The sequence below is a fragment of the Pseudomonas sp. 6D_7.1_Bac1 genome, from assembly GCF_025465945.1.
GTDB lineage: Bacteria > Pseudomonadota > Gammaproteobacteria > Pseudomonadales > Pseudomonadaceae > Aquipseudomonas.
Map to the genome: position 1 here is coordinate 106,966 of NZ_JANLNW010000070.1, position 14,165 is coordinate 121,130.

General features: G+C 60.5%; 14 protein-coding genes. 7 read left to right on the forward strand and 7 right to left on the reverse strand.

All coding sequences use genetic code 11. From position 1 onward, the window contains the following. Positions 1-26 precede the first annotated feature (26 nt). The 7 genes from NTD87_RS18740 to NTD87_RS18770 form a co-directional block, all read right to left on the reverse strand. The gene (locus tag NTD87_RS18740) at positions 27-782 is read right to left on the reverse strand and encodes a hypothetical protein (RefSeq protein ID WP_262115620.1); all 756 of its coding nucleotides are present in this window, start codon (positions 780-782) and stop codon (positions 27-29) included. Positions 783-840: 58 nt separating this feature from the next. After that, positions 841-1,662, reverse strand: coding sequence for a hypothetical protein (locus NTD87_RS18745; protein WP_262115622.1), 822 nt, complete (start codon positions 1,660-1,662; stop codon positions 841-843). A 203-nt stretch (positions 1,663-1,865) separates the two neighbouring features. Continuing rightward, complete coding sequence (cobJ, locus tag NTD87_RS18750) at positions 1,866-3,569, reverse strand: precorrin-3B C(17)-methyltransferase (protein WP_262115624.1); 1,704 nt, start codon at positions 3,567-3,569, stop codon at positions 1,866-1,868. Then, on the reverse strand, positions 3,569-4,300 hold the full coding sequence (locus NTD87_RS18755) for a precorrin-2 C(20)-methyltransferase (RefSeq protein ID WP_262115643.1): 732 nt from the start codon (positions 4,298-4,300) through the stop codon (positions 3,569-3,571). The genes cobJ and NTD87_RS18755 overlap by 1 nt, the downstream gene beginning before the upstream one ends. Further along, entirely contained in the window at positions 4,300-4,926 is a 627-nt protein-coding gene (locus tag NTD87_RS18760) for a precorrin-8X methylmutase (protein WP_262115625.1), read from the reverse strand. Before NTD87_RS18760 ends, NTD87_RS18755 begins: the two co-directional genes overlap by 1 nt. Continuing rightward, entirely contained in the window at positions 4,919-6,298 is a 1,380-nt protein-coding gene (cobG, locus tag NTD87_RS18765; RefSeq protein ID WP_262115627.1) for a precorrin-3B synthase, read from the reverse strand. The genes NTD87_RS18760 and cobG overlap by 8 nt, the downstream gene beginning before the upstream one ends. A 60-nt stretch (positions 6,299-6,358) precedes the next feature. Next, positions 6,359-7,012: a hypothetical protein gene (locus NTD87_RS18770; RefSeq protein ID WP_262115629.1), complete on the reverse strand. Its 654-nt coding sequence runs from the start codon at positions 7,010-7,012 to the stop codon at positions 6,359-6,361. Between the two features lie 280 nt (positions 7,013-7,292). Between NTD87_RS18770 and cbiE the strand changes: the two genes are divergently transcribed. The 7 genes from cbiE to NTD87_RS18805 all read left to right on the forward strand — a co-directional run. Then, positions 7,293-8,504, forward strand: a complete 1,212-nt coding sequence (cbiE, locus tag NTD87_RS18775; protein ID WP_262115631.1) for a precorrin-6y C5,15-methyltransferase (decarboxylating) subunit CbiE — start codon at positions 7,293-7,295, stop codon at positions 8,502-8,504. Continuing rightward, positions 8,497-9,594 (forward strand): cobalt-precorrin-5B (C(1))-methyltransferase, encoded by a 1,098-nt coding sequence (locus tag NTD87_RS18780; RefSeq protein WP_262115633.1) that lies wholly within the window; start codon positions 8,497-8,499, stop codon positions 9,592-9,594. Before cbiE ends, NTD87_RS18780 begins: the two co-directional genes overlap by 8 nt. Continuing rightward, a complete protein-coding gene (locus tag NTD87_RS18785) occupies positions 9,591-10,319 on the forward strand; it encodes a cobalt-precorrin-6A reductase (protein ID WP_262115635.1) in 729 nt (242 codons plus the stop codon). The genes NTD87_RS18780 and NTD87_RS18785 overlap by 4 nt, the downstream gene beginning before the upstream one ends. A gap of 225 nt (positions 10,320-10,544) precedes the next feature. Next, positions 10,545-10,946 carry a DUF2946 domain-containing protein gene (locus NTD87_RS18790; RefSeq protein ID WP_262115637.1) on the forward strand — a complete coding sequence of 134 codons (402 nt, stop codon included), beginning with the start codon at positions 10,545-10,547 and terminating at the stop codon, positions 10,944-10,946. 47 nt (positions 10,947-10,993) lie between these two features. Then, positions 10,994-11,473: a copper chaperone PCu(A)C gene (locus NTD87_RS18795; RefSeq protein ID WP_262115638.1), complete on the forward strand. Its 480-nt coding sequence runs from the start codon at positions 10,994-10,996 to the stop codon at positions 11,471-11,473. 54 nt (positions 11,474-11,527) lie between these two features. After that, positions 11,528-11,953, forward strand: a complete 426-nt coding sequence (locus tag NTD87_RS18800; protein WP_262115639.1) for a DUF2946 domain-containing protein — start codon at positions 11,528-11,530, stop codon at positions 11,951-11,953. A gap of 87 nt (positions 11,954-12,040) precedes the next feature. Further along, positions 12,041-14,165, forward strand: a 2,125-nt coding sequence (locus tag NTD87_RS18805; RefSeq protein WP_262115640.1) for a TonB-dependent copper receptor, incomplete at its 3' end; no start/stop codon positions are given.

Genomic DNA, 14,165 nt, shown 5'->3' on the forward strand with positions numbered 1-14,165 from the left:
GGCACCCTGTTGGTAATGACCGTGAACTAACCGATCAGGTCAGTTTCACTGCCGGGGTAAAAGGTATCTTGTGCCTTACCGCCACGGGCACCCGGAGCGGATAATGCGCATCGACCGCCAGTGCCGCGAAATTCAATGACCTGTTCCTGGCGCAAGCTGCCTAGCAACCCGGTAATCGTCGATCTGGAGAGGTCATAGTCCTCTGTTTCGACCAATGCTCTATGAGCGTTGATCGATACATTGCCGATCACATTGGCGCTATCAAACCGCTGGCAGAGCGGATTGCCATCCACCGTGCTGTTGAGTGCAAAGGAAACACCCAGCGATCCCAGCTGAATGCCGGGCTCAATGATGCCGACCTGGAGTCGCACCCTTGCCTCCCCTTGCACCGAATGTTGTCGAAACAGACGCTGTTCGGGAGCGTCTGCCGGATAACCAGACAGCGTTTTCAGGCTGGACATCAGAGACTCCGTTGCCGGCCTCAGGCTTGACTGACCCAGCAAAGGTGCAAGCAATTCGCCCAAGGTGAATGTGGAAAGCATGGGTGCAGGAAAGCTGATGCTCGGCTCACTGAGCAGCACCCCCCCCAGTGTTCGGATCGCCATCCGGTTGGCGTGCGACCACTGGGCATCGTCGGCAAAATCCGGATGCTTGTTCGACGCCACGACCTGGGCATACAGAAAAGCATCCAGACCATCCTGTCTCTCGGACGCCGACAGTTTATTGCACACCAATGTCACGCAGCCCGCGACGAGGTAAGTCGCGTAGGTTGAATCCGTCATGATGGTTTCCTTGCCTTGAAAGAAACCAGAGGCTTAATGCCTCTGGTCACCAGGTTCATCACGCGGCAGCGGGGCCGAACTCTATAGTCAGTGCTTTCTGGCGCATCTCGCTCAGGGTTTTCACCACCAGGTCTTCAATCAGCAGATAGTCCTCTTCGTCCATGGTCATGACCGATGCACCTTTCCAGATACTCACTTCAGAAGTGGCCCATTCCCAGAACAGCACCTTGGTCGGGTGTGCAGCACAGGAATACTGGATGGCGGCGGCAGCCATGGTGATGTCACCGTCGTCATCCTGTTTGCAGGTGGTCATTGCAAAGTTGCCACCCGAGGCTTTCTTTGCATTGTCCTCGAACAGTTTCAACGCCTCGGGCTCGGTCTTGAGTGCCTTGAGGGCAGCATCCGCGGCCTTGCCAAGCAACGCTTTGCCGGCAACGCCACCCACTGCACCCGCCACCACGGTGTGAATCAGATCCAGGGCAACGTTATCCATGGTCAGGGTTTTCGAAGAGGAGGTGTAGCGGCTGAAAGGACTCGAGAAAAAAGTCCACCCCATCGCCCTCATCGAGGTCGAGAACGAGTTATAACGCTGTTCTTTCTGGTTCTCACCCGGGAAGGCCAGCAACGCTTTGAGGTCGGCGTACATGTAGGTGTTTTTGACGATGCGTTTGCTTCTTTTGGTCATGCTTGGATCGAAGCCAACAATACCGGTGCCCATGATTGCGGCGTTCAATTCGTCTTTATCAATGGGTAACTCGGCATTGGCCAGGATTGACGCCGAACGGGCACGAGGCATTGTGCCCAACATTAGTTTGCTACTTTCTTCAATAAAGGCGATGCGCTCGGCAGCCGACATCTTTTGCTGGATATGTTCAGACATCTTCTAAATTCCTTTTAAATTAATCAACGATCCTCTTTGGACCGGAAATCAAACTAACGACTTCAGCCCAGCACTTCAACCGCAAAGGAATTCAATTAATTTCAAAGTAACTTTTAACTTCAAACAAGCACAACTTGCCACCACAATATAAACAACTAGTACCGTCAATAACGGGCTGCGGCCCCTGATGGGGCCGCTATCGCTCAAGACACCGATTTTTCGCCATACCAACGCGGTGTATACACCCACTCACCACCTTCCGCGCGCGGGAACACGCAGGTGGTGGATGAACCAATCAGCACCATGGTGCGCATGTCCACCTGTTCAGGCGTTAATGCACCGAGGGTCGTGACGCGAAGCGTCTGACCCGGACGACCGATATCCCGCCCCAGCACCACTGGCGTTTCTGCAGTGCGATGCTGGCCGACGATTTCCAAGGCTCGACCCAACTGCCATGGCCGCGAGCGCGAAATCGGATTGTATAACGCCAACGCCAGGTCGGCTTGTGCCGCCAGGTCCAGACGTTTCTCGATGATCGTCCACGGCTTCAAATTATCGGACAAAGACATCACGCAGAAGTCATGCCCCAGCGGCGCACCCGCCTGAGCAGCGGTGGCCAGGGAGGCGGAGACCCCCGGCAGGATTTCAAGATCGACACTGTGCCAGCTCGAATCGCTGGATTCGTGCAACGCTTCGAGCACCGCAGCGGCCATAGCGAACACACCCGGATCGCCGGACGATACGACCACCACCGAACGCCCTTGGGCCGCCAGTTCGAACGCGTGACGAGCACGCTGCATCTCTTCGCGATTGTCGGTGCAGTGCAACACCTGATCGGCCCGGAATGGGCCGGCCATGCGGATGTAGGTTTCGTAGCCGAGCACATCATTGGCGCGTGCCAGCTCAACCTTGACCGCCGGAACCATCAGCTCAGCAGCGCCAGGGCCCAGGCCGATCACTGCCAAGCGGCCGCGAGGGCGACCGATCAGCAACGGGTCCAGCGGCTGATCCGCGACAGCGATCGCAATCCCGTTATCTGCCCGGATGGAAACCGGCTGTCCGAACGCATTGCGTACCAGTTCGCCGACACTGTCGGCATCCGCCGCAAAACGCAGTGGCACGCCGAGTTCGAGCGCCGCTTCGCGCAACACCGGACTGGCCATTTGCTGATCGCTGGCCAACAGGCACGCCACCGATTGCACGGCGATTTTCGCTTGGTGCAAGGCATCGCGAATGGTGATCGGCAAATCTGCAACGTCGGCGCTCACCGCCACCAGCACATTTTGCGGGTAGATCAGCAATTCATTGGCCGCAGGCTCGCGTTCGGCGCTGCCAATGTGAATGGCCAAATGCGCCTGCGGATCCTGCGGCAACTGCGCTTGATCCAACCACGGGGCGGCGCCTTCGATACGCACGCGCTCACCGGCCAGCAAATCCGAAACAAAGCGCTTGCCCAGCTCCAGATCGCCCAGTGCGTAGCCACTTGGCGGGTTGAGCAGGCACGTGCCGAAGCGCAATTCACCGCTGGTGGTGATGGCTGCGGCCACGCCCAAGCCATCCGCAATCTCGCGGGCCAGCACGTTAACTCCGCCCAGACCACCGAGCAACGGCACGACCGCGCTGCCATCTTCGGCAACGGCCAGCACCGGCGGCTCTGCGCCTTTTTCCAAGAGCAATGGCGCCAGAGTCCGAATGACGATGCCTGCCGCGCACAGGGCAATGATCGGCGTGTCGTGTTGATAGAGCTGGCGCAGGGTCGCGCCAAACTCGTGGTAAACGCGATCCGCGCCATCGACCCGTTCGGCCAGCCCGTGGATCAAGGCGCCCGGGTACAGCTGTTGGATCTTGCGCGCGGTCGCAAGGCTGCCATTACCAAGAATGACAATCGCCGGAACTGGACGGGTCATCAGCCTTGCCACCTTTCGCCGGGAACGATGATCAACGAGAAGTACGGCGAGGACATCGGCTCGACCTGATCCAGCGGCACGATCTTCTGATTGGCCATGGTTGCGCGTTCGACGTACAGCGCACGTTCCGCCAGACCGAGTTCTTCCAGCACCTGACGAACCTTGGGAAAGTTACGCCCCAGCTTCATCACCACCGCCGCATCGGCATCGGCCAAACGACGTTTGAGTTCTTCGCGGGGTAACACGCCCGACAGCACCGACAGGCTCTGATTGCGATACACCAGCGGCGCACCCAGCACCGAGGCGCCGCCCAGCATCGAGCAGACACCCGGCACCACTTCGGCCTCGTAACGTTCGGCCAGACGATCATGCAAGTACATATAAGAGCCGTAGAAGAACGGATCACCTTCGCAGATCACCGCCACATCTCGGCCCGCATCCAGATGCGCAGCAAGTTCTTCGCCGGCAGCGTCATAGAAGTCGCTGATCACTTGTTCGTAGGACAGCGGCGGCGCCAGGGCTTCGGTGGTCACCGGGTAGACCAGCGGCAGCAGCGTCTGCGCGTCCTGCAAATGCGCTTCGATAATGCCGAACGCATTGCCTTTTTTGCCTTTGGCAACGAAGTACGCCACCACCGGAGACTCGCGCAGCAGGCGCAAGGCTTTGACGGTAATCAGTTCCGGATCACCGGGGCCAACGCCAAGGCCAATCAAACGTCCAGGTTGCTGCATCATTCAATCTCCGTGGCGAGGGCATTGACCGCTGCGGCAGCCATGGCGCTGCCGCCCAACCGACCTTGCATGATCACAAACGGCACGCCACGGCTGTCGGCCGCAAGCATAGCCTTGGACTCGGCGGCACCGACGAAACCCACCGGGAAGCCGAGAATCAACGCCGGTTTTGGCGCACCCGCATCAAGCATTTCCAGCAAGTAGAACAGCGCGGTCGGGGCGTTGCCGATCACCACCACGCTGCCTTCCAGATGCGGGCGCCAAAGCTCCAGCGCAGCCGCCGAACGGGTGTTGCCCAGTTCTCGGGCCAGGTCCGGCACGCTCTCATCACGCAGGGTGCAGATCACCGGGTTGTTGGCAGGCAAGCGCGCGCGGGTCACGCCTTCGGAGACCATTCGCGCATCACACAGAATCGGCGCACCGGCGGCCAGCGCATCGCGCCCGGCCTGGCCCGCGCCTTCGGAGAACTGCAGGCCATCGATGGCCTCGACCATGCCGCAGGCGTGGATCACCCGCACCGCGAGTTTTTCCAGATCGGCCGGGATCCGGTCGAGGTTGGCCTCGGCGCGAATGATCGCGAAGGAGTTGCGATAGATCTCCTGACCGTCGCGGATGTAATCAAGCATCAAGGGGGCTCCGTGGGCGGGCATCGAGCAATGCGCCGGCCGCTTCAATAGTGAGGTTGCGTGCTTGCAGGGCGCCGAAACCCGGCTGCCCTGCATCGCGAAAATAGAGGTCGTAATGACCGGGGCTGACCGCCAGCAAGGTAACCGGCGCACTGTGCGCGGCCGCGCAGGATCGCGAGCAGCCGGACAGATGAACCTGCGATCGATCAGCCAGGCCGGGCAACAATGCGGCCAGTTGCAGGGCATCACCCTTGGTATCCGCCAGGCCTTTTGCGCACCCGGCAGAACCGGTGCAGGCAATCAGATGGGTCAAGGCAAGATCCGTGCTCAGTAGAAAACCCAGGGCTTGCAATCGCTCACTGAGCGCCGGGGCATCCTGATGGCGAATATTTGGCAGCAGCAAACTTTGCCAAGGGGTCAAACGCAAGCTGCCATCACCGAACTCCTCGGCCAGACGCGCCGCACCTTTGAGCATCGAAGAGTCCAGCCGCCCCAGGGGCGGGACTGCACCGACATAGACCAGGCCTTGCTGGCGCTGTGGATAAGTCCCGATGTGCAACCCTGGATACGCCCCGGGACGTTGCCAGTCACTGATGGGGATCAGCGGCACACGCTCAGCCAAGGCCTGTAACACCGACTCCAGCGAACGCTCGGCCAGCATCTGCCGCATGCGGGTCTGATCCGGTCGCGCCAGGTCGAGAAACAGCTCCAGCACCGCGACAACCAAGGCGTGACCGTCACTGCGCAACACCGCCCCTGCCGGCGTGTCCGTGGGGCAACCCGCCAGACCGAAGGCCAGCAATGGCTCACCGTTGCGTTCAGCGGCACTCAACCAGAGGTCGTGAGGATGTTCGAGCATCGCCAACGCCTCGCCACCATCCAGTTGCACGGCGAACTTGGCCGACAGCTGGTGAAAACGTTGGTGACTTTGCAGGGTGGCGAGGATCTGCTCGGCCAGCGGGCGAGTATCGAACTGCATGTGCTGATCGATGCCAGCACCCGGGCTGAGCATCAGGTTACGCACATCATCGCCAGCCGCAGTCTTTGGGCCCAACCCGGCCGCCAGCAGGCTGTCGATCAATGGCTGGTGCTCGCTGCCAATCCCGCGAATCTGCAGATTGGCGCGGTTGGTCGCCTCGATCACCCCGCCGGCATAACGCCCGGCGGCGTCGGCCACGGCCACGGCCTGGGCAGCGCTGATTGATCCGCCATTCAACTTGATCCGGCAGATGCCGCCGTCCGATGCCTGGACGATACGCAACAACCCCGGGCAGGCCGAGGGGCGTAAGGCAATGGGGGACGGGGATTGTGTCACTGGGCGACCGGCGGCTAGGGAGAGGCGCGGTATTATGCCTGCTTTGTTCGAAGTCATGAAAATGACTGCCTTGGGAGTCGACGAATGAACGCCTCCCAGCTACCTGTGGCGATAAATCTACTGGAGGTTGAGTTCGAATTCCGAGATAGCTATTTCCTTGATCCGTCTTTCCAGGAACGCCCTGTTTTGTTCGAACACCGAGCGATCCAGAAGAAAGCGGCCATAATGCTGCAGCAACTTCGTCGTCTGTTCTGTCCATTTAAAGAAAAGAAATTCCTCAGGCATTGAGCGCGAACGCAACCTGAAATTGTTTACAGTCATTTTCAAACGTCGCTGGCTATCGCGCTCTACCGGCAGTATTTGAAAGTCACCCGCCTGAGAACTTGTCGAGTAAAACACCTTGCTGGCCGATTTGTCTGCACTCAATGCGTCGAAGGCCGCACGTGTGACATTGGCCTGCGCCGCGTTGCCCCCGGCGATAAGAGAAGTCAAATACACCTGAGCAACAGTGCCATAAAAATTCGGATGATGAATTTCGGTAATGGCATCGCCAGAAGGCACCCACCCCAGAAATTTCAAGGTGGCGGCGAAATACAAAAACCAGTCATCGAGCTCGGTAGCGTAGTCATATTTTCTGTCAGCGGCCCAGTGTGCCAGTCGGAGGCTATATCTGACATCGCGCTTTTCCTCCCGGGACAACCCTGCGACGTATGTTATCAAACCGTTGCCAACGATCGCCGCACCGGGTTCTTGATTGTCCAGCTCTTCCATTTAAATTCATCCTTGAGTTATTAAATATCTATTCGAACATCCAGATTACAAACGAATACCTTATTCGAGCTTTCAAAACTAAACGACCTCCCCCCTCCACACCATCCTGCAATTACAACAACACATATCAACGCCACACCTTCCAAACAACTCATCATTTCTATTATCGGTACACCTTCAGACATCACTGGATGTACAGGGACAACTGACCAGCATCACCTCGGCAAAGCTGCGTTATCATCTCGCTCTTATTGACCGCGTTTTTGAGCAGAGGAACGGCATGACCCCCTGGCTGACAGTGGTAGGCATCGGTGAAGACGGTTTCAAAGGCCTGGGCAAGAACGCTCGACGTGCATTGCTGGGCGCTTCGCGGATTGTCGGTGGCCAACGGCAACTGGATCTGCTGCCCGTGTGCATCCGTGGCGAACGCCAGCGCTGGCCGAGTCCATTTTCCCTTGAGCCCGTACTGGCGCAACGCGGTGCGCTCGTCTGTGTGCTGGCCAGCGGTGATCCGATGCTGTTCGGCGTGGGCGCCAGCCTGGCGCGGCAAGTGCCGAGCAACGAGATGCTGATTATTCCGGCACCCTCCTCCTGTTCATTGGCAGCTGCCCGCATGGGCTGGCCGTTGCAGGAGGTCGTCACGTTGTCGGTGGTTGCCCGGCCAGTTGCAGCGCTGAACGCTCAGCTGTTCAGTGGTATTCGCTTACTGGTGTTGAGCAATGACGGACACAGCCCTGCCGCGATTGCCGCGCTGCTGCGTGAACGCGGTTTCGGGCCGAGCCGGATGACCGTGCTGGAACACCTGGGCGGCGAGACCGAACGACGTGTCGATGGCATCGCCAACGAGTGGACTGATCCGCCCATCGCCGATCTCAATCTGCTCGCCATCGAGTGCCTCGCCGAACCCGATACTCCTCGCCTGTCGCGCCTGGCTGGCTTGCCAGACGCAGCCTTCAAGCACGACGGCCAACTGACCAAGCGCGATGTACGCGCCATCACCCTTGCCCGTCTGGCGCCGGTGCCCGGTGAACTGTTGTGGGACGTCGGCGCAGGCTCAGGCTCGATCGGTATCGAATGGATGCGTGCGCACCCGAGTTGCCGCACGTTGGCCATTGAGGCCGATGCTGGCCGCCAGCAACTGATCGAACACAACCGCGACACCCTCGGCGTTCCCGGCCTGCAATTGATTCGCGGCAGTGCGCCGTACGCGTTGGCCGGCCTTGAGCCGCCCGATGCAATTTTCATCGGTGGCGGCGTGACCCGTGACGGCGTGCTCGACACGTGTTGGGCGCAGCTCAAACCCGGTGGCCGGCTGGTCGCCAACGCGGTCACCCTGCAAAGCGAAATGACCTTGATGGCCTGGCGCGAACAACACGGTGGCGAACTGACCCGAATTCATATCGCGCAGGCGCAGCCGCTGGGAGAGTTCGACACCTGGCGCCAGGCGTTGCCGATTACCTTGCTGGACGTGGTTAAACCCTTCGATGCGTGACGAAACCGCCGAACAACCCGCGCCGCTGCGCAGTGGCCTGACCACCGGCAGCTGCGCCACCGCGACCAGTCTCGCGGCTGCGCGCTTGCTGCTCGGTGGTGTGAGCAGCGATGCGGTGCACATCGTCCTGCCAAAAGGTAAACAGGTGCAGATGCGTCTGGAGTTTTGCCGCCTGACTGACGATGGCGCCGAAGCGGGCACCCTCAAAGATGCCGGCGACGACCCGGACGTGACCCACGGTGCATTGCTCTACAGTCAGGTGCGCTTGATCAGCGAACCCGGTATCCGTTTCAACGCCGGCAAAGGGGTTGGCACCGTCACGCGCCCGGGGCTGGTGTTGAGCGTCGGTGAACCGGCGATCAATCCGGTGCCACGCAAGATGATCACTGACCACCTGCTGCTGCTGGCGCAGGAGTTCCATTACAGGGGCGGATTTGCAGTGACAGTCAATGTCGAAGACGGCGAGGCCCTGGCGCTGAAAACCATGAACCCGCGATTGGGCATTCTGGGCGGGCTGTCGATCCTCGGCACCAGCGGCATCGTCAGGCCGTTTTCCTGTGCGGCGTACATCGCCTCGATCCACCAGGGCATCGACGTTGCCAAAACCAACGGTTACCTGCACATCGCCGCCTGCACCGGCAACGCCAGCGAAGACACCATGCGCCGGGTCTACGACCTGCCGGAAATCGCCCTGATTGAAATGGGCGACTTCGTGGGTGCAGTGCTCAAACATCTGCGCAAAGTGCCGGTGGATAAACTCAGCCTGTGCGGCGGATTCGGCAAGATCAGTAAACTCGCCGCCGGACACATGGATCTGCACAGCCGCCACTCCAGCATCGACCTGCCGCAACTGGCCAAATGGGCGGCGGCCGTCGGTGCAGACGAGGCGTTGCAACAAGGCATACGCGAGGCCAACACCAGCCAGCAAGCCTTGGCGATGGCCAGCGCCGCCGGTATCGCCCTCGGTGATGCGGTGTGTCAGCACGCACTGGATTTCGCCCGCAGCGTGGTGCCCCAACAGGTTCAAGTCGAGGTGTTCGCCATCGATCGCCAGGGTGGGATTGTCGGTCACGCCGGAGCGTTTCAATGAAGCGTCTGTTGCTGCTCGGCGGCGTCACCGAAGCCTTGGCGATTGCCCGAACCCTCGGCCCGCAACATATCTACAGCCTGGCGGGCGTGGGTCGGGTGCCGACTGATCTGAACTGTCAGGTGCGAGTCGGTGGCTATGGCGGCGCTGAAGGTTTGGCGCAGTTCATCACGGACCACGGCATTGATCTGTTGCTCGACGCCACCCACCCCTACGCCGCGCAAATCAGCCAGAACGCCGCCACTGCCGCGCAACACAGCGGCATCCCGTGCTGGGCGCTGCGCCGTCCGGCGTGGCAAGCGCAGGCTGGGGACGACTGGCGCGAGATCAGCGACTGGGCCGAGCTGGTAAAAGCACTGAAACCGTTCAAGCGTCCGCTGTTCACCCTGGGCCGCGAGCCGTTGCAGCACCTGGATGAAATACCGCCCGAGCAGTTCTGGACCTTGCGCGCGCTGGAGGTTTACCCCGGCAACGAGCGCTGTGAAGTGATCGGTTCACGCGGACCGTTTTTCATCGAGGACGAACGCACGCTATTCGAACGCCGGCAGATCGATGTGCTGATCAGCAAGAACAGCGGCAGCAGCGCCACCGAACCCAAACTTGAAGTGGCCCGCGAGCGCGGGGTGCCGGTGTTGATCCTCAAGCGGCCGGTGTTGCCGGGGGTTGAGCGGGAGTTTGAAACAGTGGCACAGGTCTTGGCAGCACTGGCTAACAGACGCGATCTATAAACCGCCTCCGGCCGAATGTGGGAGCGAGCCTGCTCGCGATAGGGGTGATGCGGTCCGTCAGTAAAACCGCGTCATCGTTCTTCGCGAGCAGGCTCGCTCCCACAAGAAGCCGCTACACTCTTTGGGTAATGCACTGCGACACCACACCGCACGGCGGTTTTTTACTTATGATTCCCGATCAGGCTAAATACCCGGCTTGATCACCCACCCAACCGGATATGACTCATGTCCCGACAACGGCTAGCATTTGCCTGGATCGCCTGCTTCGCAGTGCTGTTCAACATGCTCGCCATGCCGATGTCCGGCGCGATGGCGCAAGATGCCAGTCAGTCGCCGGTCGAGCAGTTGTTGTGGGGCAGTTTCTGTTCGTCCAGCGGGACAAAGCTGGTGGCGATTTCGCTCGGCAAGCTTGAGCAAAAAGCCCCGCAAAACGACGATCACTCAAACATGCAGCATTGTTGGTGCTGCTCTGGTTCTGCACCTCTGGTGGCGTTGCCGGGTCATGTCCCGCAGCTGTATTTCGCGCGTTTCGAGGCCAATCGAAGCCTGCCACCGCCGACCCTCGACATTCCAACACCGCGCCAGCAATGGCCCAGCCTCAATCCTCGCGCCTCCCCTCTGGTCTGATTACCCTCGCAATTGATCTGCGTGTTTAATCGTTCTGGAGAACTGCCATGTTGAAGAAACTCATCGTTCTGGCCGCCTTGCTGCTGCCTGCCTGCTTTGCCAATGCCCACGAATACAAAGCCGGCGAGCTGGAAGTCGCGCACCCTTGGTCGCAAGAGCTACCGCCCAACGCGCCAACGGTTGCCGCCTATTTCGTGATTCACAACAACGGCAAAACCGCCGACCGCCTGCTCAGCGTTGCTTCGCCGATTTCAGGCAAAGCCGAGTTGCACGAGCATGTGAAGCAAAATGACCTGATGAAAATGCAGCAAGTACCGAGCGTCGAGATTCCGGCTGGCGGCGACATCACGTTCGCGCCGATGGCTTATCACGTGATGCTGCTGGAGCTCAAAGACCGCAGCCTGCTCCGTGACGGCAAGCGCTTCCCGCTGACCCTGCATTTCGAAAAATCCGGCGACGTGACCGTTGAGGTCGCGGTGCAGAAACAACCGCCCGCCGGCACCGAAGAGCACGAGCACACCCAGTAATCACAGCCTGAACCACCTGTGAACGCACGGCGCTCGCTCAGCGTCAGGCGATCGGTGCCGCGTACCCCTTCGTTGAAGGTTGCGCGCGGTAGCTGGATCAGCCTGTTCGCCATGTTGATGATCTTTATCGGCCCACTGATTTCTCAGTCGATGCCGACGGATCAGCGCATGCCGATGCCTGTGAACATGAGCATGTCGATGGACATGAGCATGGACATGTCGGCGGACGCCCATGCCGAGCATGGCGCGCAACCTGCTGCCGAACACTGCGCGCCCAAACCCGATCATCACGTACTCTGGGAAAAGTGCGGCTATTGCAGCCTGCTCTTCAACTGCCCCGCACTGCCCGGTGGCCTGTCGTTCGCTGCTTTCGACACACCGCCAGCCCATCACCTCATCAGCCCCTCCCCCCGCCTGGGCCATGCCCGGCAAACGGTCTTCCCCGGCGCCCGCACCCGCGCCCCACCCATCCTCTCGTAAACACCCCCCTACTCATACGGCCGACTGTAGAGAACGACAGCCGCAGGCTGCTGGCCGTGTTGTTGACGACTGATTGATGGAACCTTTATGTCCAGGTTTTCTGCTGACACACGCTTGAGCGATGCTCAGGCATTCTTCGCCCTGAACGCGCCACGCGCCCGCTTCAAGCAAGCCACCGCCGCACTATGCGGCGCCCTGCTCACCCCGCTGGCCATCGCCGCCGAGCAACCGGCTGATCACAGCCAACACACCGAAGAGCTGAGCCCGACGGTCATCACTGCCATCGCCCCGAGTTCGCCGCTGACCATCGTTACCAACCCCAAAGACCCGCGCCAACCGGTGCCGGCCAGCGACGGCGGTGACTATCTGAAGACCATTCCCGGCTTCGCGCTGGTCCGCAATGGCGGCACCAACGGCGATCCGGTGCTGCGCGGCATGTTCGGCTCACGGCTGAACATTCTCACCAACGGCGGCATGATCCTCGGTGCCTGCCCTGGCCGCATGGATGCCCCGACCTCCTACATCTCACCGGAAACCTACGACAAGCTGACCGTCATCAAAGGCCCGCAAACCGTAATCTGGGGACCTGGAGCTTCTGCCGGCACCATCCTGTTCGACCGCGAACCGGAAAGCTTTGGCGAGCTGGGCACTCGGGTGAACGCCAGCCTGCTGGCCGGCTCCAACGGGCGTTTCGACAAACTCGTCGACGCCGCTGCCGGTGGCCCACGGGGCTACATACGGGTGATTGGTAACACCGCTCACGCCGACGATTACCGTGACGGCAACAACGACACCGTGCCGTCGCGCTACGACAAGTGGAACGGTGATGTCGCCCTCGGCTGGACGCCGGACGCCGACACCTTGCTGGAGCTGACCGCCGGCAAGGGCGACGGCGAGGCACGTTCTGCCGGGCGCGGCATGGACGGTTCGCAGTTCAAGCGCGAAAGCCTGGGCCTGCGTTTCGAGAAGTCGAACCTCGGCGAGGTGCTGGATAAGCTCGAAGCGCAGGTCTACTACAACTACGCCGACCACGTGATGGACAACTACACCCTGCGCACGCCGTCCGGCACCGGGATGATGTCCGGCCCCATGGCCTCCAACGTCGACCGCCGAACCCTCGGTGCGCGGATCAAGGCCACCTGGCGCTGGGCCGATGTGCAGTTGATCAGCGGCATCGACGCGCAAACCAACGAGCACCGTCAGCGTGCCGCCATGGGCATCGATACTTACAAGGACGTGCCACGCGAAAAGGATGCCGACTTCCATAACTACGGTGTTTTCGGCGAGCTGACCTGGTACGCCGCCGACCGTGATCGCCTGATCACGGGAGCGCGACTGGACCGCGCCTCGGCCAAAGATTTTCGCCAGACTATCGGCTCCGGAATGATGACCCGACCGAACCCGACCGCCGACACGACCCGCACCGACACTCTGCCGAGTGGCTTCATGCGCTATGAGCATGACCTGGCGGACAGCCCGACCACGCTCTACGCAGGTCTCGGCCACGCCGAACGCTTCCCGGATTACTGGGAGCTGTTCTCGCCAAAATCCGGCCCTGTCGGTTCACTCAACGCTTTTGACTCGATCAAGCCTGAGAAAACCACCCAGCTCGATGTCGGCCTGCAATACAAAACCCAGGACCTCGAAGCCTGGGTCTCGGGTTACGTCGGCGAAGTGCACGACTACATCCTGTTCGATTACACCCCTACCAAGATGGGCACGATCTCACGGGCCGAGAACATCAACGCGCGAATCATGGGTGGCGAACTCGGTGCAGCCTACAACCTCACCTCCAACTGGAAAGCTGACGCGACCCTGGCCTATGCCTGGGGCAAAGACACCACCCATGACACGGCGTTGCCGCAAATGCCGCCGCTGGATGCGCGCTTCGGCCTGACCTACAGCGAAGACAACTGGAGCGCCGGCGCCTTGTGGCGTGTGGTCGCGGCGCAGAACCGCATTGACCAGAACAAGGGCAACGTGGTCGGCAAGGACTACGACAAAAGCTCGGGCTTCGGCGTGTTCTCGCTCAACGGTGCCTACCGTATCGACAAGCACTGGAAGGTCAGCACAGGCGTCGACAACCTGTTCGGCAAGGCCTACGCCGAGCACTTGAACCTGGCCGGCAACGCCGGGTTCGGCTACCCGGCCAATAACCCGCAAGCGATCAACGAACCGGGGCGCACGTTCTGGACCAAGGTCGATATGAGCT